General features: G+C 31.4%; 18 protein-coding genes. 7 read left to right on the top strand and 11 right to left on the bottom strand.

Translation table 11 applies throughout. The annotated features are described in order from the left end of the window. Nucleotides 1-157: 157 nt before the first annotated feature. The 7 genes from RTY06_RS10930 to RTY06_RS10900 form a co-directional block, all read right to left on the bottom strand. Nucleotides 158-589, bottom strand: a complete 432-nt coding sequence (locus RTY06_RS10930) for a hypothetical protein (RefSeq protein ID WP_312824866.1) — start codon at nt 587-589, stop codon at nt 158-160. Nucleotides 590-610: 21 nt separating this feature from the next. Further along, the gene (locus RTY06_RS10925; protein ID WP_312824865.1) at nt 611-1,045 is read right to left on the bottom strand and encodes a hypothetical protein; all 435 of its coding nucleotides are present in this window, start codon (nt 1,043-1,045) and stop codon (nt 611-613) included. Between the two features lie 312 nt (nt 1,046-1,357). Beyond that, on the bottom strand, nt 1,358-2,203 hold the full coding sequence (locus RTY06_RS10920; protein WP_312824892.1) for a restriction endonuclease: 846 nt from the start codon (nt 2,201-2,203) through the stop codon (nt 1,358-1,360). Nucleotides 2,204-2,252: 49 nt separating this feature from the next. Next, nucleotides 2,253-3,416 carry a nuclease-related domain-containing protein gene (locus tag RTY06_RS10915; protein WP_312824864.1) on the bottom strand — a complete coding sequence of 388 codons (1,164 nt, stop codon included), beginning with the start codon at nt 3,414-3,416 and terminating at the stop codon, nt 2,253-2,255. Between the two features lie 56 nt (nt 3,417-3,472). Then, nucleotides 3,473-4,018, bottom strand: coding sequence for a hypothetical protein (locus RTY06_RS10910; RefSeq protein WP_312824863.1), 546 nt, complete (start codon nt 4,016-4,018; stop codon nt 3,473-3,475). 149 nt (nt 4,019-4,167) lie between these two features. Next, nucleotides 4,168-5,889 (bottom strand): hypothetical protein, encoded by a 1,722-nt coding sequence (locus tag RTY06_RS10905; protein WP_312824862.1) that lies wholly within the window; start codon nt 5,887-5,889, stop codon nt 4,168-4,170. Further along, a complete protein-coding gene (locus RTY06_RS10900; protein WP_312824861.1) occupies nt 5,882-7,624 on the bottom strand; it encodes a hypothetical protein in 1,743 nt (580 codons plus the stop codon). Before RTY06_RS10900 ends, RTY06_RS10905 begins: the two co-directional genes overlap by 8 nt. A gap of 326 nt (nt 7,625-7,950) precedes the next feature. Between RTY06_RS10900 and RTY06_RS10895 the strand changes: the two genes are divergently transcribed. Both RTY06_RS10895 and RTY06_RS10890 read left to right on the top strand, forming a co-directional pair. After that, nucleotides 7,951-9,255 (top strand): AAA family ATPase, encoded by a 1,305-nt coding sequence (locus RTY06_RS10895; protein ID WP_312824859.1) that lies wholly within the window; start codon nt 7,951-7,953, stop codon nt 9,253-9,255. A 2-nt stretch (nt 9,256-9,257) separates the two neighbouring features. After that, the gene (locus RTY06_RS10890) at nt 9,258-9,959 is read left to right on the top strand and encodes an HNH endonuclease (RefSeq protein WP_312824858.1); all 702 of its coding nucleotides are present in this window, start codon (nt 9,258-9,260) and stop codon (nt 9,957-9,959) included. 16 nt (nt 9,960-9,975) lie between these two features. Here the strand turns inward: RTY06_RS10890 and RTY06_RS10885 are convergent, their stop codons facing one another. The 3 genes from RTY06_RS10885 to RTY06_RS10875 all read right to left on the bottom strand — a co-directional run bounded on the left by RTY06_RS10885 (nt 9,976) and on the right by RTY06_RS10875 (nt 14,079). Continuing rightward, nucleotides 9,976-11,463, bottom strand: coding sequence for a hypothetical protein (locus RTY06_RS10885; protein ID WP_312824856.1), 1,488 nt, complete (start codon nt 11,461-11,463; stop codon nt 9,976-9,978). 203 nt (nt 11,464-11,666) lie between these two features. Continuing rightward, complete coding sequence (locus RTY06_RS10880; protein ID WP_312824855.1) at nt 11,667-12,893, bottom strand: phospholipase D family protein; 1,227 nt, start codon at nt 12,891-12,893, stop codon at nt 11,667-11,669. A 43-nt stretch (nt 12,894-12,936) separates the two neighbouring features. After that, the gene (locus RTY06_RS10875; protein ID WP_312824854.1) at nt 12,937-14,079 is read right to left on the bottom strand and encodes a DUF3800 domain-containing protein; all 1,143 of its coding nucleotides are present in this window, start codon (nt 14,077-14,079) and stop codon (nt 12,937-12,939) included. 192 nt (nt 14,080-14,271) lie between these two features. Between RTY06_RS10875 and RTY06_RS10870 the strand changes: the two genes are divergently transcribed. Genes RTY06_RS10870 through RTY06_RS10850 form a run of 5 tightly spaced genes read left to right on the top strand, consistent with a single transcriptional unit; the run spans nt 14,272 to nt 20,945 of the window. Continuing rightward, nucleotides 14,272-15,693 (top strand): N-6 DNA methylase, encoded by a 1,422-nt coding sequence (locus RTY06_RS10870; RefSeq protein WP_312824853.1) that lies wholly within the window; start codon nt 14,272-14,274, stop codon nt 15,691-15,693. After that, nucleotides 15,690-17,258 carry a restriction endonuclease subunit S gene (locus RTY06_RS10865; protein WP_312824852.1) on the top strand — a complete coding sequence of 523 codons (1,569 nt, stop codon included), beginning with the start codon at nt 15,690-15,692 and terminating at the stop codon, nt 17,256-17,258. The genes RTY06_RS10870 and RTY06_RS10865 overlap by 4 nt, the downstream gene beginning before the upstream one ends. Then, nucleotides 17,255-18,862: an AAA family ATPase gene (locus RTY06_RS10860; RefSeq protein ID WP_312824851.1), complete on the top strand. Its 1,608-nt coding sequence runs from the start codon at nt 17,255-17,257 to the stop codon at nt 18,860-18,862. The genes RTY06_RS10865 and RTY06_RS10860 overlap by 4 nt, the downstream gene beginning before the upstream one ends. Beyond that, nucleotides 18,859-19,701, top strand: a complete 843-nt coding sequence (locus RTY06_RS10855; protein ID WP_312824850.1) for a hypothetical protein — start codon at nt 18,859-18,861, stop codon at nt 19,699-19,701. The genes RTY06_RS10860 and RTY06_RS10855 overlap by 4 nt, the downstream gene beginning before the upstream one ends. Beyond that, the gene (locus tag RTY06_RS10850) at nt 19,698-20,945 is read left to right on the top strand and encodes a phospholipase D-like domain-containing protein (protein ID WP_312824849.1); all 1,248 of its coding nucleotides are present in this window, start codon (nt 19,698-19,700) and stop codon (nt 20,943-20,945) included. The genes RTY06_RS10855 and RTY06_RS10850 overlap by 4 nt, the downstream gene beginning before the upstream one ends. Nucleotides 20,946-20,994: 49 nt before the next feature. Here RTY06_RS10850 and RTY06_RS10845 read toward each other — a convergent pair whose 3' ends face one another. Continuing rightward, nucleotides 20,995-21,405: a hypothetical protein gene (locus RTY06_RS10845; protein ID WP_312824848.1), complete on the bottom strand. Its 411-nt coding sequence runs from the start codon at nt 21,403-21,405 to the stop codon at nt 20,995-20,997. Between the last annotated feature and the right edge of the window lie 634 nt (nt 21,406-22,039).

Below are 22,039 nucleotides of genomic sequence, written 5' to 3'. Positions count from 1 at the left end.
AGTTTTTCTAATAAAATATTGATAAATCTATTGGTCATGTTAATTATATATTTGTATGGGAATTAATTTTTAAATTGATATTATTAATTAAATATGAATCCCAACTTTAGTTGGGATTCATATTTGAAGTCTTTTCTTCGATTTTGTTTAGTTATAATTATATGTTTTCTTTAATAGTAAAATTATCTATATGCTTGCTTAATGGAGAAACAAAGCCTAGATGAAATCTTTTTACACATTTTGCTAATTCTTGGAATGTTACTTGAAAATCAAAAGATTGTATTTCCGCTTTATTGTCATTGTTTTCTAAATATTTAGAAATTTCGTCAAAAGAATTACCGTATTTTTTCGTTTCAAGAAGAAGTACAAAACAGTAAATAGTATTTTGTTTTGAAACATTTGTTAGAGAACTGGTTCCAAAATGAACCCCAACCAAGAAAAACTTCTTCATGTCAATACCTTTATCAGTACATAACTTGTAAAAATCAAAACTATCACTTCGATCGACTTGGATTAAACCACCGAAATCGCCGTATTGTGTATTAACAATATTCTCTAATAGATTTAAATTGAATTTATCGTAACTCATTTTTTAATTTTTTAAGGTAGTTTATATAATTCTTGAAATTATTCTATTTATTATTTCGTTCTGTACAAAGGGCAAAAATTCTTCATAAAGGGTTGCTGCTCTTACATTGGTTAATTTCCCCGTATTTGAAGGTATCGTAATAAAGAATTCTTCAGTGTCGATCCATTCGACAGGCAGTTCAAAATTATTTCTCGTACTAGATAAATTTTCTCCCTTCTCAAATAGAATATTGAGAAATGAATTTCTAACAAGTCCAATTCCTTTAATTCTTAGATCTAATGATCCTGGTCTGTTTGCTTTCAAGTATATAATATCTCCAATTTTTACAGATGAGAGCATATTGTATAAGTCTTGAGCGTCGTTAATATCCCATCCGATCACATAGTTATTATTTGCGAAGAAATCATCTTTAATTTCGTCCCCGTCCCAATTGGAACCTGCACCATAAATTGCCATAGTTATAAATTTTATTTATTGTTCTTTTGAATAATATTTATTATGTTATTACAAATCTATAAGTTAGTATCAGTACTCCCGTACGGATTACCGTAATGTTCGAAATTAGTTATTTTGACAATGTCTGAATTCAGTAGAATCACTGAATTTTGCTATGTATTGCTATGTATTGCTATGTATTGCTATTTAAAAAACTAAGCTCTTTTTTATGTAGATCTGTATGGTGGTTCTGATAAGATAATGATATTTAGAAGTGAAACTATATTAATTATCAGAGGATGTTTTTTATTAGATTGATCAACATTATTTTTATTAATCTTTATGTTCCGAAATATATCCAAACTCAGAGATCGAGAAAGTCCGTTTCTCAAAAATAGATTTCATAATGAGCCACACATTGTCAACAAGTGTATATTCCTTATTATAGCTATCATTTTGGATAGTTAAAATTCCAATGAAATTTATACTGCTGATATATTCTTTAATATTGTTGTGGTGTAATATAGAGTAGGTAAAGTCATAAGCTTTAGCAATAACTAAAGAAGGTTTTTCATGATGAAGCTCATTCTTAAAATTCATTATAGCATCCGATAGCTTATTTTTAATTCCTTTGTGGTTCTCAATAAAGATTTGGTATTGCTGTTTTTCAGTTAATTTTATAGAGTCACCGTTAATAGTCTTTGCACTAATTTCGAGGACCATAGGGCGTCTTAAATTGCTTTTTACATTTAAATTTAGAATTCCGAATTCTAACTCTTTTTGTATGTCATCATCTTCGCTTCCTGTTTCCTGTAATTGAACTAATTTTATATTGTAATGGTTGGCAAATTGTTGGGCATCATTTGTGTAGCCTTTTTTTGAAACAATTATACCTTCTTCTATATCAGAATCAGACATGATTGCCCACAACTTCATAACAGTATCTTTGTTTATCTTTTTATTCCAATATTTGCATTCTATGGCAGTTCTGAAGGAATGAACATCATTGGATTCCGATATTAAAACGTCTATCTGATGCTTAACACCAGATTTTCCTTTAATTTTACAGTCATTACCATATCCCTCTATATTGACTTTGAATTCTTTTTTCAAAGTTTCGTAAATATATTTTGTAATGGACTCATAAGTTTTCCAATTAAGAGTATTTCTTTGTTCCATCAATTTTAAATTCAGATAAAAAGTGAAATAAGTATCAATTTAATAGTGATTAATTACGCATATTCTTACTTCGAGTTGTAGTCGTATTTGTAAAATATCCTAATTCCTGTTTAGCATGCTCGATCTTTCGCAATGTCTGGTCATCTAAATTTTCGATATCAAGATAGAAAATATCGAAAAGAAGCTTTTTCTCAGGATCTTCTCCCATAGAGATTCCAATTACTTTTCTTGCTGATGGATTTTCCTTTCTTGAAATAAGACATCTTAATTCAAGTTCCTTCTCTTTATTGTCCCAATTCTTAGAACTTAGCGGCATAATCACATATGAATGATCACTTCCATTAAATGGCTTTATAATTCTTCCTCTTAATTTTTTTTTGATGGCATCTCTGAAAATCATTCCTAACTCGATTCTGTTCATTCTCGATTCAATTGTCAAAATTCTGGTTGCTGTTTCAAGATCGGACAGCATTTCTGTATTCCCCCTATCAACAATATGGATTTTATGAAGGTGAGAAACTATCTCATCCCAAATAAAACTTTGTGGTAATTCTTTTTGCCAATAAGCATATTCGTCGGTTTTCAAATACTCTTCCCACATCCCATCATCAAGCAAAACACTGTCAGGATCAAAATCAAATTTCAAGGATGTCGAAAGATACAACGCGAGAAAATCAACTTCTCTGGGAACAGAAACGAGCTTGTTTGCTAAAAAATCTTCCTTTGCTTTCAGATATGCTACAAAATCAGTTATTGTGTCTAATTCTTTTAAAACTGTAAATGTTGACTGTTCGTCAAATACATGAACGAATCCGTTTCCAAAGTTTCCATTGTCCAGAGGATAGTTATCCTTTTTACCGAAAGCTACCGCTATTCTAAATATTTCTCTTTTTGAAAATTCAGGTAATTTGATTTTTGTGATTTTATCACTTAATGTTATCTCATTAACTGTTTTTAAATACCGCTCGGCACCATAGATCTGATCTATGGAATCTTCGATTGCCTTTTTCTGCCATCTTTCGTATTGGATATTCTCATCAGGATGTTCGGATACCTTAATGTCTTTTATGGAAATAATGATGACGGTATTTTCGCAAACTACCAAAACATCGCAAAGTTCTTTATTCTTCTTTCCTAAAGGACTTGCAAAACTCCAAAAAGGGAGAAAGGATTTTTCACACAATTCGGATACAAATTTTTCAGATGGAGTCATTTAAATATTTTCTAGATTATTAGTTGCTTATAATTTTTATCGCAATTGCGAATAATTTAATCAAATGTAAAACCTTCAGGATAAACAATTCCAATGAATTCTGCTTGCTCATAGAAATCCATAAATATCATGAATAGGCCTTGTGCAGAAAAGTATTTGTACCTAAATACTTCGGGATTGTTATATTCGCCCTCTTTGAGGAGCTGTGGATGCAAATCCTCCTTTAAAAAATCAACAGCAGCATTGGTGTTGAAACCCTCATAAACAATTCTTTTCGAGACACTGTGAATAATTCCTTTTGCAGGTTTTTCATGATGATAGAAATAAATACCTCTAACTATTTTTTCAATAAATATTTTGGCTTCATTTTCCTTTAAGGAAAGAAAGAAACATGATTTGCCATAGATAGTCCCGGATCTTGCATTTTCTTCTAAATCTTGTATAAAACTTTGTTTTTCCTTTCTTTGCAAACCTCTTAAAACCCTATCTTCAAAGTCTTTTTTTGCAACTGGGTTTGTTTTGAATGCTTTGATAAAAAATTGGAATTTTTCATCAAGTTCCGAAAAGCTATTATTATGCTTTTCACAAGCTGGTACTGTCATTAGATTATTTCTATGACCTTTCGGAAAAAAGGCTAATGGAGGAACATGTTCTCTACTAAAAAAAACTTCTGTCAGAGAACATCCGCACCAGTAACATATATGAGGTAGGTTATTTTTCAACTCGCTGTATAGCTTATAGAATTTACATTTTATCTGATACTTTGATCCTTCATCAAAGCTCGCCATTCCTCAGGTAAAATCTCATTTTTAAAATAACTATGTGCCAGATATCGCATGCATGAAAGTCCCAAATCATCTGTGTCATATGATTTTGATACCTCTTTTTTTTCTATAACTGATTTTTTAAACTCATTAAAATCAGCTTCAGTCTTAAGAAGTGTCATACCATCTTGAACTCTATCAATCCATTCAACATAGTATTCATTATGTAAATGTTTCTCAAACAACAATTTTTCAACATTATATTTATTGAAATCTATTGATACTATCTGCAAACTAAGATTATCATCAACAAACGATAGTATTTTTTCAAATAGCTCTTTAGAGTTAAAAATAACACAAATTTCCAGTAGAATAGCCAATAAAATTGAAGAAGTATCGCAGTAACTTTCCGGTCGGTTCTTAGTAGCAATAAATTCTATGATCAGATCGATGTTATTATGCAATTCTGGTAATCGATCAGACTTTATTTTTTCCAAATGAATATTGGTAACAGTCTTATCAATATAGCTGAATAAAAATTCAACATCTTTCTGTCTCAAGGAATCTTTGTCGCTAAAAAATAACAACAATTGAACGATAGGAATGGAGTGGTTGTCAAAAAGAGGTCTTTTGAAACTGGTGTTATTATTGATCAAATCAATGATAAGGTCTTTCTGCTTATGATGTATGGCGGTCTTATTTCTTGACTCATATAAAGTATTCCGTAGTCTACAATAGTAGATCACATCATCTAAATATTCAAAACTTCTTAATGGATAGCCTACTTTTTCATAGAAGGCACCAAATTCAGAAAAGAGACCATTCTCGGTACGAGCAACAGGGAAAGTTGATTTGAAATATTTGCCAAATATTTCAAATTGACCCTGAAGAATTTTTCTAAACTCCATGACAACTGGTTTTTTATGTTGTAAGTTATTATCTAGAATCCAATGCCATGTTTTGAGAACCAAAAATTTAGAACACTCTTTAGCCGGTACAAGATAATTGTTTTCTGTACTGTAATGAAAGATGATCGAGTTCAATAAGTTCAATGTTGCGAATAACTTCTTAAAAGCCCTACTTCTGATATCTTCAAAAGTTCTGAATTGAATATTGACCAGTTCTTTGAATTCCTTCAATTCGTTGTCTGGTGAATCCAGAAAAGCCAATGTTTTTTTTAATAATCTATTGCTTTCAGCATCGGAAAGCAAATATTCGTCAAATAGATACTTACTGAAAAGATCTGTCAGATGATAGATGTCCCAACGTTCGAATTCACCATCCTTAAATTCGCGGGATATAAAGCCTTCGAATGTATCTCTAATATTGGTTTTTAATATCCCATTATGAACTATGACTATTTTTACAGGTAATTGATTAAAACCTGAAACTGATGAATCTTTAAAGACTGTATCCTTTGCCTCAATGATTGATTCCCTGATTCCATCTGATTTTGAAAAATTAGACTGAGTGATGTCCCTATCTGAATAACCTTTGAGCTCAAAGTACCATCTGTGCTTGATTCCTTTTTCATCCTTTCCTACAGCAATGATATCCTTTCCGTACTGGGATTGTCCTTTTGATTCTTTGGCTGTCTGAATTATTCTGAAACCCATTACATTTAATAAAATGGGGAATAGGTGATCGAGTTCCGTATCCTCTTTTAATGAAGATAGATACTCACGTACAATAATGTTGCTGCTATTCATTGTCAATTGTTTTTATGATGTTTGCAAATTCTTCATCGTTCCAGTCTTGTCTGATCATCATTCCTATTTCCATGTCATATCGGTTTGGATCTATAAAATAACTTCTGGGCATTGTAAAGCTTGTTCCAAATGAACTTAACTGCGCAATTTCTTTTTTTGTACCAAAACGGTATCCTCCTCCTTTGGACAGTTGTACCGTACTTCCTCCCAATACCGAAAGAAAGCTATCTTCTCTAGCTCCCTGATTAATCGATCTGCTCATATTCTTATGAAAAAGATCATTGAATTTTTTGATATGCTTGAAGTGGGTATTGTAAGGATCGAACTCTGAAAGAGCATTTTTTGAATTTGTGTGTTTATCATAAAAATCCCTGATGTATTTTTTAATTCTTTTGATTGCGCTATTATGGGTTGGCTTATTAACGTCAAGATTTTCTTCCAGTACCTCCAGTACATACCCTCCGTAATCTTCTGATATTGCTTCCAATTTGCACAAAAAACTTTCCCTGACCAATTCACTTTTGGAGTCCAACAAAGGTAGCAAAGCATTCAGTCTGTCCTTTGGTTGGTGAAAATCTCCCGTCAGTGCCATCCAAAGTTTATACTGTGAAATTGGCGGTAATGTTAAGATATCAAGTGTAAATCTGTATGGAGTAGGTTGGGACAACTCCTGAAATATCTCAATTCCTGTAAATCTTTTGCTTGCGGTATTATCGGTCAGAAGTTCTATCATCAACCTGTCGATCTCGATCTTATCGACGTTATAAATAAATGTGTGAAATTTCTTTATAAATAGGTTGAAAGGAGAAACATTGATGATGCTCAAAATAATTTGTCGAAAGTATTCGATATTTTTAAAACGCCTTACAGATTGAGCAATTGCAGGTATATATTTATCAATAGTGAAATAATCCTGCTGAATCAACTTTAAAACGATACCGGTCTGTTCAACGCTGTAAGCATCTTTCAGATCAAGATTACGCAATATATAATACGCAGTAATCTCATCTTCTACAGCTGACTTTAATTTTTCAAAACAAAATTGATGATGAACGGCATGGATACTTTTTAGAACTGAGAAAACAAGAGATAGAACAGCTATGGTCAGATTTTTGTCATCACCATATTCTTTTATTATATCTAAAAATAATTCAGAATCTTTTTCAGAAAGATTTGAAACTTTGGACAGTCCAAAAAAGATAGTGTTTAGGTTTTCACCATCAGAAATCATTTTTTTTAGAACTGATGTGTAAAATTCATCATTCTTATTTTCATACAGTCCTGTAATAACAGCAGATGTCAATGTGTCGTTTGTGGCTTGAAGGTTCAAAGACTTTTCCAAAATTTGCAAACCCTTATCGTATTCGTTTTTAGAAACATTTCTGATGCCATTCAAAACCATACCCAAATCAACATTATATTCCATTTCGCTTTTTGTTATTTTTTCCAATATCAGAAAATTATCAACAATTTCATCAACAGATAAATCCAGTTCTGGTAATAAGCTGGAATAAGCTTCTATAAATTCGTAGAAACCTTCAGGAGTATGATCACGATCTATAGAAGTAAGATACTCGGAAAACGAACATCCGTGATCCAAGTTTGATTCCTTGATGATTGTTTTCCATATATTGTTTGAGAGTATCAGATAATCTGTGTTAAATCGTGTGCTATTAAAATCTTGTTCTATATTTTTAATGAATTCTGCATTATTCTCGAATGAGCTACCGATCACAGTATTAAATTTTTGCTTATATTTTGTGAGGAAATGCTTCGTTATTACTTCATAATCAGATATGAATACATGATCATTTTCAATTTTTAAGATTCCATTTTTAATGAGAGAGGGGTCAATATGAATTTGATCCACTGAAAATTGAAGTTTTTTATGTTCAATAAGAAAGTCAATAAACGAATTTAAGCTTTTGTCCATGAGTTAAAGAATGTTTTTATGGGGTGTAAAATTTACTCATTTCGCTTCAAAATATAAATCTATTCTGTTATATTTGTGTATAAATATTAATTAGCAGTATTTGTTAATTATTGTGAATTTGTAATATTATGATAATCAATAAAATAGATTTGCTTAATTTTCGGAACTTCGAAAATTCAACCTTTCATTTTTCTACCCAGTTCACCGTTGTTATTGGAGAGAATGGAAAAGGTAAATCATCCATCTTGCAGGGGCTTCGTGTTGCTGCCGGAACTTTTCTTATGGGAATTGATGAAGCAGAGCGTTATCATATTCAGAAAGAGGATGTACGAAGAATCGATTTAGAAAATAGATTTGTACCGCAGAAAGGATCAAGTGTAAAAGCATATGGTATCGTCAATGATATTAGTGTTGAGTGGATGCGATCAAAAACAGCAAGTCGTACAGATTATAAAAATGCTATTAATATTATTAAAATTGCTGAAGAATTAAATCATAAAGTAAATGTTGAGCTTCAGGAAAATATAGATTTACCAGTTATTAATTTCTTTAGTACATCACGCTTATGGGTTGAACCTAAGCAAACGGTTAAATTGAAGAAAAAAGGCTCTAGATTGCGAGATGGATATGCGCGATGTATTGACAGTCGTACCGATAAAACCTCTCCAATGGAATGGATCAAATCAGCGTATTGGAAAAGGCTTAAGGGTAAAGCTGAAAGTGTATTGTTAGACGCTGTATTTGAAGCTATTGATATTTGCATACCCAATTGGTCACCACAGGAATGGGATGAAGACTCTGATGATCTTGGCGGGATTTTGACGGATGAAAATGGTAAAGAATCATTCATACCTTTATTTTATTTAAGTGATGGACTTAGGACTATGGCTGCGATGGTAGCAGAAATCGCTTATCGCTGTGTTGTTTTGAATTCTCATTTTGGAAGAGATGCAGTTAAAAAATCAAAAGGAATTGTTTTAATTGACGAAATAGATATGCATCTCCATCCCAAGTGGCAACAGGGCGTTGTTAATGATCTTAAAACTGCGTTTCCTAATATTCAGTTTATTGCAACAACACACTCACCATTTATCGTACAGTCACTTAAAGTTGAAGAATTGATTAATCTGGATGCAGTAGTGGAAGAAGATCCGGACAAGATGAGCATTGAGGAGGTGACTTCTCATATCATGAAAGTAGAACCAAGAAGTCTGGAATATCAAAAAACTTATGATAACACTACATATTATCTTGAACTTTTAAATAATATTACCTTAGACGATGATTTTGGTATTCGTAAAGATAGTTTGAAAGAATTAGATAAAATTGAAGAGGATGCTGAAATAAATGATCCCGCAGCGGCTGCATTTCTAAGAATGACCAGATTGGCTGCTTTAGGCTCGGATAAAAAACTAAAAAAAGGAGAACAGTAAATATGCGTCCTGTAGAGCGAGGTCCAGTACCGTTAGAGGCGGACGGAAGTAATAGAGTTTATTCTGCGTATGATCAGGCAAGACGTGATTTGATTGAGAGGATGGGACAGTACTGCTCCTATTGTAATCAAAAATTACCATCTTCTCTAGCTGTCGAACATGTACAGCCAAAAAAACCTAATCCAACATTGGAGCTAGAATGGACTAATTTTCTTTTAGGTTGCACCAATTGTAATTCTACTAAGGGTAAAAAGCCAGTAAATCTTACCGATTATTTATGGCCGGATGTTCATAATACACATATACCATTTACTTATACTCCTGATGGTAAAATTGACGTGAATCCTTTATTGCCAGACCCTTTAAAGGTTAAGGCGCAGAATATGTTGGATTTAGTTGGTCTGCAAAGTTACCCTGACAATCCAACTGCGAGTGATCGTAGATGGCTTAATAGAAAAGATGCTTTTGTCAAAGCAAACATAGCGTTGGTTCTTTATCAGTCGGCTGCTGCAAAAGGAGCATCTTCAGAATTTGAAAAGGCCTTAGGATTATGGGCTTCTGATAATGGTTTTTTTTCCATTTGGATGTTTGTTTTTAATGCATATCCTAATGTGAAAGAACAAATAATACTATCATTTACTGGAACAGCAGCAACTTGTTTCGATGCAAATCTTGATCCAGTAAATAGAACTACGGAGTTGTAGATTATAATAATTCTAATCAAATTGACATAAGCTCTTCTGGATAGATTGAGTAGGATTCTTTAAAATTGTTTCTGATCCAGTCTTTCATTTCTTCATCTGAATATTTAGTAGTCAACCATTGATATCTGTATTTAAACGGTCCTTTTTCTGTAATCCATTGGAACGTCATATCGTAGGTTGTATTGGATTGATAGAAGATTTGAAAGGTTTCCATAGTATTCACTTCATGATGATCATCGAAAATAGTAGGTCTGATTTCTCCACCGATAACATCTATAAATAATGCCTGATGTTTTTTAAATATCTTTTCAACTATATCAAGATCTTGATCTTTACTAAGCTTACTTGTCATCGATCTACCAATCCAGCAGAATATATTGGGGTATTTAACTTTATCTTCCTGAAACCTTATATATTTAGCGGTGAAAAGTCTGATGGGCAAATTTTCGGATTTAAATTTCATTTTACTTTCTTCAGATAATAAATCCTTGATAGAATTATGCTTTTCAGCCCATTCTACAACAATTGCACTTCCTACCCATGGTGGTAGACAGACAATGCTCTCGCACAGCTGCTCCGATAGATTTATATATTCTTTTCGTGAATATTCCTGAACAGCATTAATCCATTTATCCTTATCTTTTGATATTGAAATGCAAAGCAACGTAAATCTCATTCCAGGATCGTTAGAAACAATGAATGATTCGTAGTCCAATATTTTAGAAGGAAAGCCTTCTGTTGGATTGATCGCAATATCGCAGATAAGTAAGAACAAACCAATAACAGAATTATTCAAATTATCTGGTCTTTCAATCTCTGTAAATCGAAGAAAAATATCGAAAGCTTTGATATAAATGCCTTCAAGCATTCCCATCGCCACAAAATCACTATAAGTGAAATTATCACCAGTTGCAATTGATAAATACTGAAGCTGATTAAATCTTGCTTGTCCTTCATAGATTGCAGTAGTGCCCAATTCTGTTATGGTCATTCCTGAATCTGTTACAAATCCAGATGCCTGATCTTTTTCTGCTTGTCTGAAATTCTCTCCCCATTTATTTATCTTTGGGAGGAATTGAAACTCGGGATCTATTGAAACAGAAAGCATACTTATAGAGGTTGACCATAACATATGAAAGCAGTGCCCCATATGTAGAAAAAAGCGAAGGTCTTTACAAATGATTTCAATGTTTCCATTATCGGCAATAAACCCCTTTGCGTAGCTTATGTCGTGATAATAATTCAGAATTCTGTTAACTTCAGGATTATTGTGGTTTCCAGTCTGAGAATAAATATATTTGTCATATCCCATTATGGATTTGAATTTCTGATTGCTTTTTACAAGTATGTTAAGATCACGATGCGTAATATGTGCTAAAGCTGGATAGCTAATGCTTGTGATAAATCCGAGATGCGATCCCACATGTTGCCACCAATGAATAGTTTCATGCATATAAGTTGAAAATGCTTGAATTCTTTCAAAACTAAGATCATCCTTTTCCAATGCCTTATGAACTTCATCATGAAGTCTTATAACTGACTGTATTGGATTATAGATTCCTCTTGCCTTTTCACCATTTAAGCCAGATTCTAAATCCGATTCATAAAGCTCATCGGTATTCAGTAATTGCGGATTTAGTTTATTCATTACTATTAATTTTAACCTGATAGTACGCTAATTATATTAAAAAATTATTAGTAGGATACTCACACCTTACTGTAATTATACCCTAAAATCTCAACTGCATCATTGGCTTTCTCATTTCGAATAGGGTACTTTTCAGGCATTACCCAACCTATTAAATCTTGAATCCCTGACAAGCTAAACTCTTTAAGTTTATATTCTGGATTTACATAGAGATTATGAATTCGTAATTCCAATTCCTCATTAGAATACAACAGATATTTGAATGAAGTTCTTATTTGTTCTATGGAATTTTTGGTTGCAAATTTTTTAGCTGCGTCAAATCTCTTTGTACGCATTGCTCCGGAATGTAAATTAGAAAAGATTTTTTGAGCATCGTCTTCAGTTAAATTTTCAATCCTATTTTCAGATAATAAGAACGAAAAAATTGTTTCTGAATTTTTAGCCATTTCTTGCGTATAGCTTCTATCTGACTTGTCCCAGTCGCAATACTCCTTAAAAAGTTTTTTAATTTTTAAAGCTTTATTAGGTCCCATTCTCAACTGGATTCTATTTCCTGTCCAGATAACTTTAACCCAATGCCAAAAATGATCGATGACCAGATATACGGGTATGTCAGGATATTCTTCTTTCGAAAGCTCTGATACAATGTCTCTAATTTCATTTACTGCAATCCAAAATTTATAATCTTCTTTTGCTTGCCTACAAGTTCTTACCTTTCTGCTTTTAGTTGATCGACCTGATAGAAGTTCCCTTTCGAACTCCTCATATTTTTCTTTTTCTTTTTCAGCCTTTCTTTGAAATTGATCAAATATTATTTTGAATGCTTCAAGATCACTTGGCTGCAATTTGTGAGAGTTACCCCATAATTTCGAAAATTCACGATCAACCTCCTTTAGATATTTCTGATCATCCAGCAATACATTTGTTTCGATATTATTATAAATTCCTCCTGCTGTAAAGTTGGATGAACCTATAATGCATGCAAAAGGCTGGTTGTCAATATAAAAAATAAAGAATTTAGAATGAAAATCTTTTCCAAGAAATTGTACGCTAACTTTTTCTTTATTATAAATGCTATTAAGAGAGTAGTAATTTGTCGGGGGACGCAGTGAGACCAATAAGTTAATGTTTTTATCAGCCTTATTCCATTGATTTATTAATTTGGTATCAGAAAAAAATGCAGTTGCTAGTTTTATAGTATCTGCCTTTTCGGACAAAGAGATCAATAATTCCTCAAAATCTTTACTTCCGTCATTAGTCCAGATCTTATTATTTTTTTTAGCCATTTGTAGTAGAATTCTATTTCATTTAAATAATGATAGTTTAACCTTATTTTGATAATCCCTTGATAATATCTTTTAAGGTTTCAAACTCAGGCTCGTCTAAAATATCTAAAGAGTTGTTCGTAGCAAGAAGTATTGCCTCTCGGCAGACATTAATTCTTCTTAAAAGAGGTATAACGATTGAGTTTCCGTGTAGAACATATTTTTTTATTTCCTGATTACTCGTAGGTATTTTGTATCCTTCACGGCTGCTGGCAATCAGAATACCCTTATCTCTTAAACTTCCCACCATATTTACAAACTGTTCTTTGCTCAACTTTGATTCTCTATTAACATTTAGATGTTCTATGAATTCTTGAGCGGTAGTATAGTTTTTGTAATGATTGGATTCATGATATCTTACGAGAACCTTTAAGAAATTGATGGAATCTTGTATAAGTTGTGTATCAGATGATGTTGTATCAAGATAATCGAAAATACTTCTTAAACTAAGATCACTGATAGCCTGATTATAGAACTCATCGGTAGAAAACTCAGTGTATTCATTGGTTTTATACAATTTGGGGAAATGGTTGATGCTGATGATCTTATCAGAAATAATGTCCATAAAGCTATCAGAAAATGAACTTTTTTTGTGTTCATCAAAAATATATCCCAAGGTTCCCGCCATCAAATCTGCCACTTGTACACCAAGTTCTTCCTTACTTTCACTGACAAAAAAGTCAGAGCCTTCGAATAGGGTTCGAATGTGATTTTGCTTTACATATTCTTTAAATTCAAGCATAAATTCATTACCTCCATGTTCGTCAACTTTAAGTTCAAGTTGTGGGAAGGATTTGTAAAGTTCCTTGTAGAGGATGCCATTCAAATATTTGTAAAATGATTTTTTAAATTTGAAACCTTCACCATAAAGTTTGGTTTTGTCTACTACAACGGAGTAGACATTAAATTTCAGCTTAACAATTTCATTGAGTATAATTTTCCTTCTGGTATGATTGTCCTTAATCTTGGATGATTTTATTTCTCCTGTCTGAAAATATTTTGCTCTTATATTTTCAACACCATCGTAGAATTCATCTAAGTCCTCAATATTTACAATAATCGCCGCTGCAATAAAATGTGTACTTTCCGATGAGAATTTGAATGAATTATTTCCAAATTCGTCGGCAAATGCAATTACTTGTTTCATTTTTTTTACTTGAATTTTAAATATACAAATATTATAAAATAGTTAAAGTTTTAATTTATTTAGAATTAGGTCAATACAGCGGTTAATTAAAAATAAGCGCTTTTTTTTAATAAAAAGTAAGCCCACAGACATTTTAAAGGTTGTATATTTGTAGTTATCGCTCGTGCGAAAATTAAGAAAAATATAAAAAAAATGAGTATTGGCAACGTAATAAGATCCATAAGGAATATAATGAGAAAAGATGAAGGAGTTGACGGCGATGCCCAACGTATTTCTCAGATGGTATGGATGCTTTTTATGAAAATATTTGCAGACAAAGAAGAAGAATGGAAAATAGGAAGAAAAGAGTATAAAAGTCCAATTCCTGAAGAATTAAAATGGCAAAATTGGGCGGCCGATGAAAATGGCTTGGCAGGTGATGAATTGATTGAATTTATTAATGAAGAGCTTTTTCCTGCTCTTAAATCGATACACCCAACAGATACCGATCAGTCCGTAATTATAAAATCTGTCTTTAATGACACTTATAATTACATGAAAAGTGGAAATTTGTTCAGACAAGTTGTTAATGAAATCAATAAAATAGATTTTTCAAGTCGAAATAAAGATATCCACGTTTTTAATGAAATTTATGAATCTATTTTAAAAGAACTTCAAAGTGCAGGTTCATCGGGAGAATTTTACACTCCCAGAGCGGTTACTCAATTTATGGTAGAAATGATAAATCCTCAAATAGGAGAAAGTATATTGGATCCTGCCTGTGGAACTGGTGGCTTTTTAACTTGTAGTTTAGATAATTTATCCTTACAAAATCACTTTGACAGATCTTCACTAAAAATTCAGGAGTCTATAAGAGGTGTTGAGAAAAAACCATTGCCGCACTTGCTATGCACAACTAATTTAATCCTACATGGAATTGAAAAACCAGCTATCACTAGGGGAAACTTATTATCGATACCTTATGATAGTTGGAATACAAAAAACCAAGTAAATATTGTACTTTCGAACCCTCCATTTGGTGGTCAGGAAGAAGACGGGACTGAAAAAAACTTTCCGGAAAAGTTTCGTACCAAAGAAACAGCTGATTTATTTTTAGCATTAATCATTAAAATTCTGAAGAAAAATGGTAGAGCTGCAGTTGTCTTACCTGATAGTTCTTTATCCGGAGAAGGTGTTAAAACCAGAATTAAAGAAGAGTTGCTGACGAACTGTAATCTGCATACAATCGTGCGTTTACCTAATGGTGTTTTCAATCCATATACTTCTATTAAAACTAATCTTTTGTTCTTTGATAAAGGAAAATCCACCAAAGAAGTTTGGTACTATGAGATGCCTTTACCTAATGATGTAAAAAACTTTAACAAAAATAGAATAATAACTATTGAAGATTTCGATTCAATTAGAAAATGGTGGACTGATAGAGAAGAAAATGAATATGCCTGGAAAGTAAATATTGAGTCAATAACTGCGTCTAATTATGATTTAGATAATGAAAATCCTACCCGGAATGAAGTTGAAAAAACAGAATCTGTTGAGGTGTTAATTGAAAAGATAGAAAACTCAATTGTCAGAAGTAAGGAATTAATTAATGAAATTAAAAAGACTTTTTTATGAGAGATTGGAAAAAAGTAAAATTAGGATCATTATTAACTGAATCTAAAATAGTTTCGAAAAATCCAGACACGGATAAACGTCTTAGAGTACGGTTGAATATGCTTGGCGTTGAAAAAAGACCAAAAACAAACGATAAGGAAGGTGCTACAAAATATTATACTAGGAGAGCTGGGCAATTCATTTATGGTAAACAAAACCTACATAAAGGTGCGTTTGGTATTATCCCTAAAGAATTAGATGGTTTTGAGTCCAGCTCGGATATTCCAGCCTTTGATGTGGATGAATCTTGCTATCCTGAATGGATTTATTATTTCTTTAAAAAAGGTAATTTCTATGCAAAACTAGAAGGAATGGCTAAAGGAGTTGGTTCCAAGAGAATACACCCATATCAAATATTTGGATTTGATATTTACTTACCTAGTAAGGAAGAGCAAAATGAAATTTTAAAAAAAATTTGTGAAGTAGAAGAAAAATACAACGGTCTATTATCTGAAATTGAGTACCAAGAGAATTCACTTTCGGAACTTCGTCAATCTGTTTTTGATAAAGCAATTAAAGGAAATCTTACTGAAAATTGGAGAAAAGAAAACCCCAATATAGAATCTGCAGATAAATTGCTTGAGCGTATATCGATAGAACGAGAATTGCTTATCAAAGAGAAAAAGATAAAAAAAGAAATAAAATATTTAATAGATAAAAACAAAATTCTATTTAATGAACCAAATAATTGGGTATGGTGTAAATTGGGAGATGTTATTAAACTGACTTCTGGACAGGATTTAGCTCCTGATTTATATTCAGATACTGTAGACCGAGGAATTCCTTATATAACAGGAGCTAGTAATTTTAATGAAGAGGCAGTTGTTATAAACCGTTGGACGGAATTTCCAAAGTCGATAGCCGTTAGAAATGAATTATTACTTATCTGTAAAGGATCTGGAGTTGGTAAAATGGCTTGGTTAAATTTAGACAAGGCTCATATTGCTAGACAAATAATGGCAATAAATACCATTATAATCCCTGTAAAGTATATCAAGTTAATATTAGATGTAAATAATGATTATCTCAAGAAAAAATCAACAGGAATTATTCCTGGAATTGATAGAAAAACAATTCTCGAAATAATAGTATGTATTCCTCCTGTTGAAGAACAAATTATTATAATAGAAAAAGTTGATCAATTATTAAATTACATAGCTCAACTTGAGCAGGTTATTATAGAAAATAAGATTAATGCTGAAAGCATTATTCATAGCTCGCTTATAAAAATGTTAGGGGAAAACGATTTTGATTTCATAAAAAAAGAACCAAATACAATTGATACGTCAGTCCTTTCAAGAAATATCAAATACGATAGCAAAACCACGCTTATGGAACTCATTGATTTATTAAAAAAGCACGGAAAATTACATGCTGAGGATCTTTGGAAAATGTCCAAACACTTTGACAATAAAAATATTGGAGACAGTATTGATAAGTTTTATGCCGATTTGAAAGAAAAGATTGAGATTGATAAGACTGTCAAGGAAGTAGAAAACGAAAAAGGTTATATTGAATTGGTATGAGAATCGATAAATTATACATAGACGAATTCAAAAATCTTCGTGATTTTAATATAGATTTGAATGAATCCAACATGCATACTGTTTTATTGGGGCAGAATGCTGCTGGAAAATCAAATTTACTTGAAGCTCTTGTTATTATTTTTAGGGATCTTGATTTAGATGATCAAACATCATTTAATTACATCCTTGATTATAAATGTAAAAATCTGAACTTAAGAATTGTTGGTGGACCCAAAACCAAAGGTAATTTCCAGATATATAGTATTACAAAAACGAAAGATGGTTTAGTATTGCAGAATACTAAACCCATATCTAAAAAACTCATAAAAGAAAATAAGTCTGACTATTTTCCTAAATATGTTTTTAGTTATTATTCTGGGGTAAGTAATCGACTATTAGAACACTTTGATAAACATCAATTTAGGTTTTATAAAGCCTTATTAGATGGTGTTGATGCTCCGCAAAGACCTTTATTTTATGCCAGACTAATACATAGTCATTTTGTTTTATTAGCTTTTTATGGATTTAAAGAAAAGACGATTAACTCATTTTTAGAAGAATATTTAGATATTATTGGTTTAGAATCGGTACTTTTTGTTTTGAAAAAACCTCAATGGAAAGGGGATAAAGAAATAGGAGATCCGAAGTTTTGGTATGCAAAAGGTGTTGTTAAAGACTTTTTAAATGATTTATGGGAAGCGTCAATGGCTCCTATATATAGCAAAGCAAAGGTAAGAGAGGACTTCAATAAACATCCTGAACAAGAACAGCTTTACTTATATATATCTAACCAAAGTAAGCTTCAAAAAATTGCTGAAAAATATGGCTCTAATACAGAGTTTTTTAAAAGTTTGGAAAGCACATATATTTCAGATTTGATTCAGGAGATTAGAGTTAAAGTACGTAAGCGTAATGTGAATGGGGATATTACGTTTAAAGAGTTATCCGAGGGAGAACAACAATTACTTACAGTTTTAGGTCTTTTAAGATTTACAAAAGATGAAGAATCTTTGATACTATTAGATGAGCCGGATACTCATTTAAATCCTTTGTGGAAATGGAAATATATGAATCTTTTGGAAGAGGTCGTACAAAAACCTAAGACTACTCAAATTTTAATGACAACGCATGATCCTTTAGTGATTGGAGGTTTAACTAAGAAGGAAATTCGCATTTTCCAAACTGTAAAAAGTGTAGATGATAATGGAGATGAATATCAACAAATCAAAACATTTCAGCCTGATTTTGATCCTAAGGGATTAGGTGTTGCTGGAATTTTAACTAGTGAATTTTTTAATTTGCCAGCAGCGATGGATGAAGACACTTACCTTGATCTAAACCGAAAAAGAGAATTGGAAGTATTAAACAGAGAAAATAAATTGAATGAAGCAGAAAAAGAAGAACTTCAAAAATTAATTATAAGCTTATCAAAAGTTGGTTTTGAGAAAGTTCAGAGAGATCCTCTATATGAAAGATTTATACAAGCGGTTTATAAAAACCCTGATTTGAAAAAACTTCCTTCAAATATTGATGAAAGAAATCAACAAAATGAAAAAATGGCGGCTCTGATAAAGCAAATTATGGATGAAGAAAAAAGCCTATGAGATATATTGACTTAAGTAAAATCGAACTTCCAGCGGGTTGGTTGAATAAAGCCAACAACTTAACTCAACAATTAATTGATGCTGATTCTGAAGAAGCTCGTGATATTATTATTGATAAAAATCAAATTTGGCGAGAATTATTTATTCCTTTAAGTAAATTATCTAATGGAAAATGTTGGTATTCAGAAGCTTTAGATGTAATGTCTGATAGAGATATTGATCATTTCAGACCAAAAAGTAAAGCTATAAACATAGAAGAAATTCCACGAGGCGATAATGATGGTTACTGGTGGCTTTGTTATGATTATGAAAATTATAGATTTAGTAGTCAATACTCTAATGAGTTGAGAAGAGATAAGTTCAATCTTGAGAAAGATACGGGGGGAAAATGGCATTATTTTCCGTTATTTGAAAATAGTGCTGTAGCAAAAAATAAGGGAAGATGTAAAGATGAAGAAATAATGTTGTTAGATCCTTGTGATGAGGATGACCCATATTTATTAACATTTGACTCAAAAGGTAAAGCAATACCAAATTCTGCTGCAATACTAAATGCTAATGATAATAGAAGAGTTTTAACATCAATAAAACTTTATCATTTGGATCATACACCTTTAGAAGAGCTAAGAGAACGGACATGGAATTTTTGCCAAAGGATGATCGATGAAATCAGAAATATTTCTTCAATTCCAGAAGGGCTTTCAATATCAGATACGAATCGAGTGAAATTTTTAAAAAATGAGATTAGACGGATTATGAATAAAGATGAACCTTTATCAGCTGTTGCAATTGCTTGTTGTGAGCAAAATGGACTATCAATTTTAGCAGAGAGAAGATGATAATTCAAACAGGAATAAAACAAAAGCTTGAAGCCGAATTATTAGAATCTAAGTCCGTATGGATTGCTACGGCTATGATTAGCTATAATGGTTGGAAATTTATCCAAAAAAACCTCTCAAAGGAAGTGGAGCAGCATTTTTTAATAGGTATTGATCTAGCTACTGAACCTAAAGTATTTGAAGAAATATTAAATAATCTTCATATCAATGCCCGTGTGTATCAGACGAATTACACATTTCATCCTAAGGTGTATCTTCTTCAAAAAAAAGATAATTCATTTACTGCATTTATAGGATCTTCCAATACTACAAGTTGGGGTTTAGATAAAAATGTTGAAATGAATTTTCAAGTAAATGACCAAAATGAATGTAAAAAAATATTGAAATGGTTTACAGAGCTATATCTTAAGGGGTATCTTATCACAGAAGGCTTTGTAAATACTTATAAATCAAACTTTATCAAAGCTTCTTACAGAAAAAAACAAAATCAAATTGACGTTGATTTAATAGGGGATGAAATTACTAGAGATAAAGATCAGTTTTTTTCGAGAAATGATCATCAAATTTTTGAAACAAAATATCACCGTATCAATAGTCTAGACTTAAAGAGAATTAGAAAAGATGTTAGCAATAAATTTAAGAAATTACATAAGATAATTTATCCCCAATTTAAAAACTATGGATTGAATGAATTATATTGCCATCATAATTCTAGAGAAATCGTTAGTAGACATTTTTTTAATCGTTACAGTGGTAATTATATAAATTCTATTTGGCTTCATTATGGAAAATCTAATGTTGAACTTTCTAAATATTTAAATGAAGATAAGTCTATCAATAAACCATTTTCTTTCATCAATAATATTCGTTTGCAAATTATAATTCACGATGAAAGTTTAGGTATTTGGCTGGTATTAGGAAGAAATAATGGTAGTGGTGCTGATAGAGAATACTTCAAAAATCAATTGCAAAACAAAAGTAACCTAAAACAATATTTTTCAATAATTAAACAACTACAAGATTATTGGATTGATTCTGGAAGGGAATCTGTTGCAATTACAAATCTGAAGGATGAAAATCACTTACTTGATTTAGTAGATAAATCCGAAATTGATAACTATTTTATAATTGGCAAGGAAATTCATTATTTAGATGCAAGTATATCAAATCAAAATATTTCTAATACAGTTTTAGTTGAATTTCAAAAATTATATCCACTTTATATTTTTATGAAAGACTCATGAATATTATTAAAAAAATCGGCATTTCTGGCACAACTTAATTAACAAACTGCTATAAAATCTCCACACAGATTAAAACACCTTCTGTATAACTATACCCGTATCCAAATCCATAACTTCCACCACCGCTTACTTTTTCTGTCTCAGAAAAAACTCTTCGTGAACTTGATATTCCTTCAGAGCTATATTGATAATTATAACGACCGGAAGAGATAGGAACGATTGAAATGATTTTAGCATTTTGCGAGCATAGTTTTTCAAGCTCATTGTTTATATCTGCTGATAATCTTTCTCCGTCAATTTCTGAATCTGACCATCCCACAACTTTGGGTGAAACCACTCTTTTAGTGACTTGTTTTTCTTGTCCTAACCAGTTCTTTTTAGTTTCTCCTGTTGGCACGTCATCAGCTAAATTTTGTATTATAGGTTTGAAATGTGCTGGAATAAATATGGTTTTTATCATTCTGATAATTTAAAATTTTAATATTGGTTTCTTTTAGTGAAAATGACAATTTTGAAAAGAAGCTAAGCTTGAAATCCCAACTATTGTTAAGATTTATTACTTAGATAAAAGTTTTATAGTAAAAACCTAAATTATTTCCTAAGATACTTTTGAACTTTGGCGGCAGAAGTTCAGATAGCTTTAACTTCTGCTTTCAATTGTTTTATGGCAACATCAAATTTTTTTGACTACTGGTCTAATTCTCAATCCTAATCGCGTCAAGAGGTTTTTACTTAAATGATAGCCCATCATAAAAAAAATTGTCTAATAAAAGTAAAGGTAAACAGTTTGTTAATATGATAATTACGGATTTCCGTAAACAAAAATAAAAAGCATCCCAAAAAAATTACTCTGTATTTTTACTGAATTTACCTCACGATTTTTAATGATTTTTTCTAAGAAAAAGAACAAATACGACTTTCGTCGATATTTTATACAATTTACGGGCTTTTTTGAAAACTTAAATTTATTTTCGAATTATCTCATCACTTTAGCAACAGATATTTCAAATGCTTTAAAAACTTCTTTCAAAATTTAGTTCTTAAAATTTATTTTTTGACAAATAGTCTAATATTTGAAAAAGTTTTTATTGACA

Origin of the sequence: Epilithonimonas sp., assembly GCF_032055105.1 — a bacterium.
GTDB lineage: Bacteria > Bacteroidota > Bacteroidia > Flavobacteriales > Weeksellaceae > Epilithonimonas.
The sequence above is the reverse complement of the archived record's forward strand: the minus strand, read 5'-3'. Positions and strand labels throughout refer to the sequence as shown.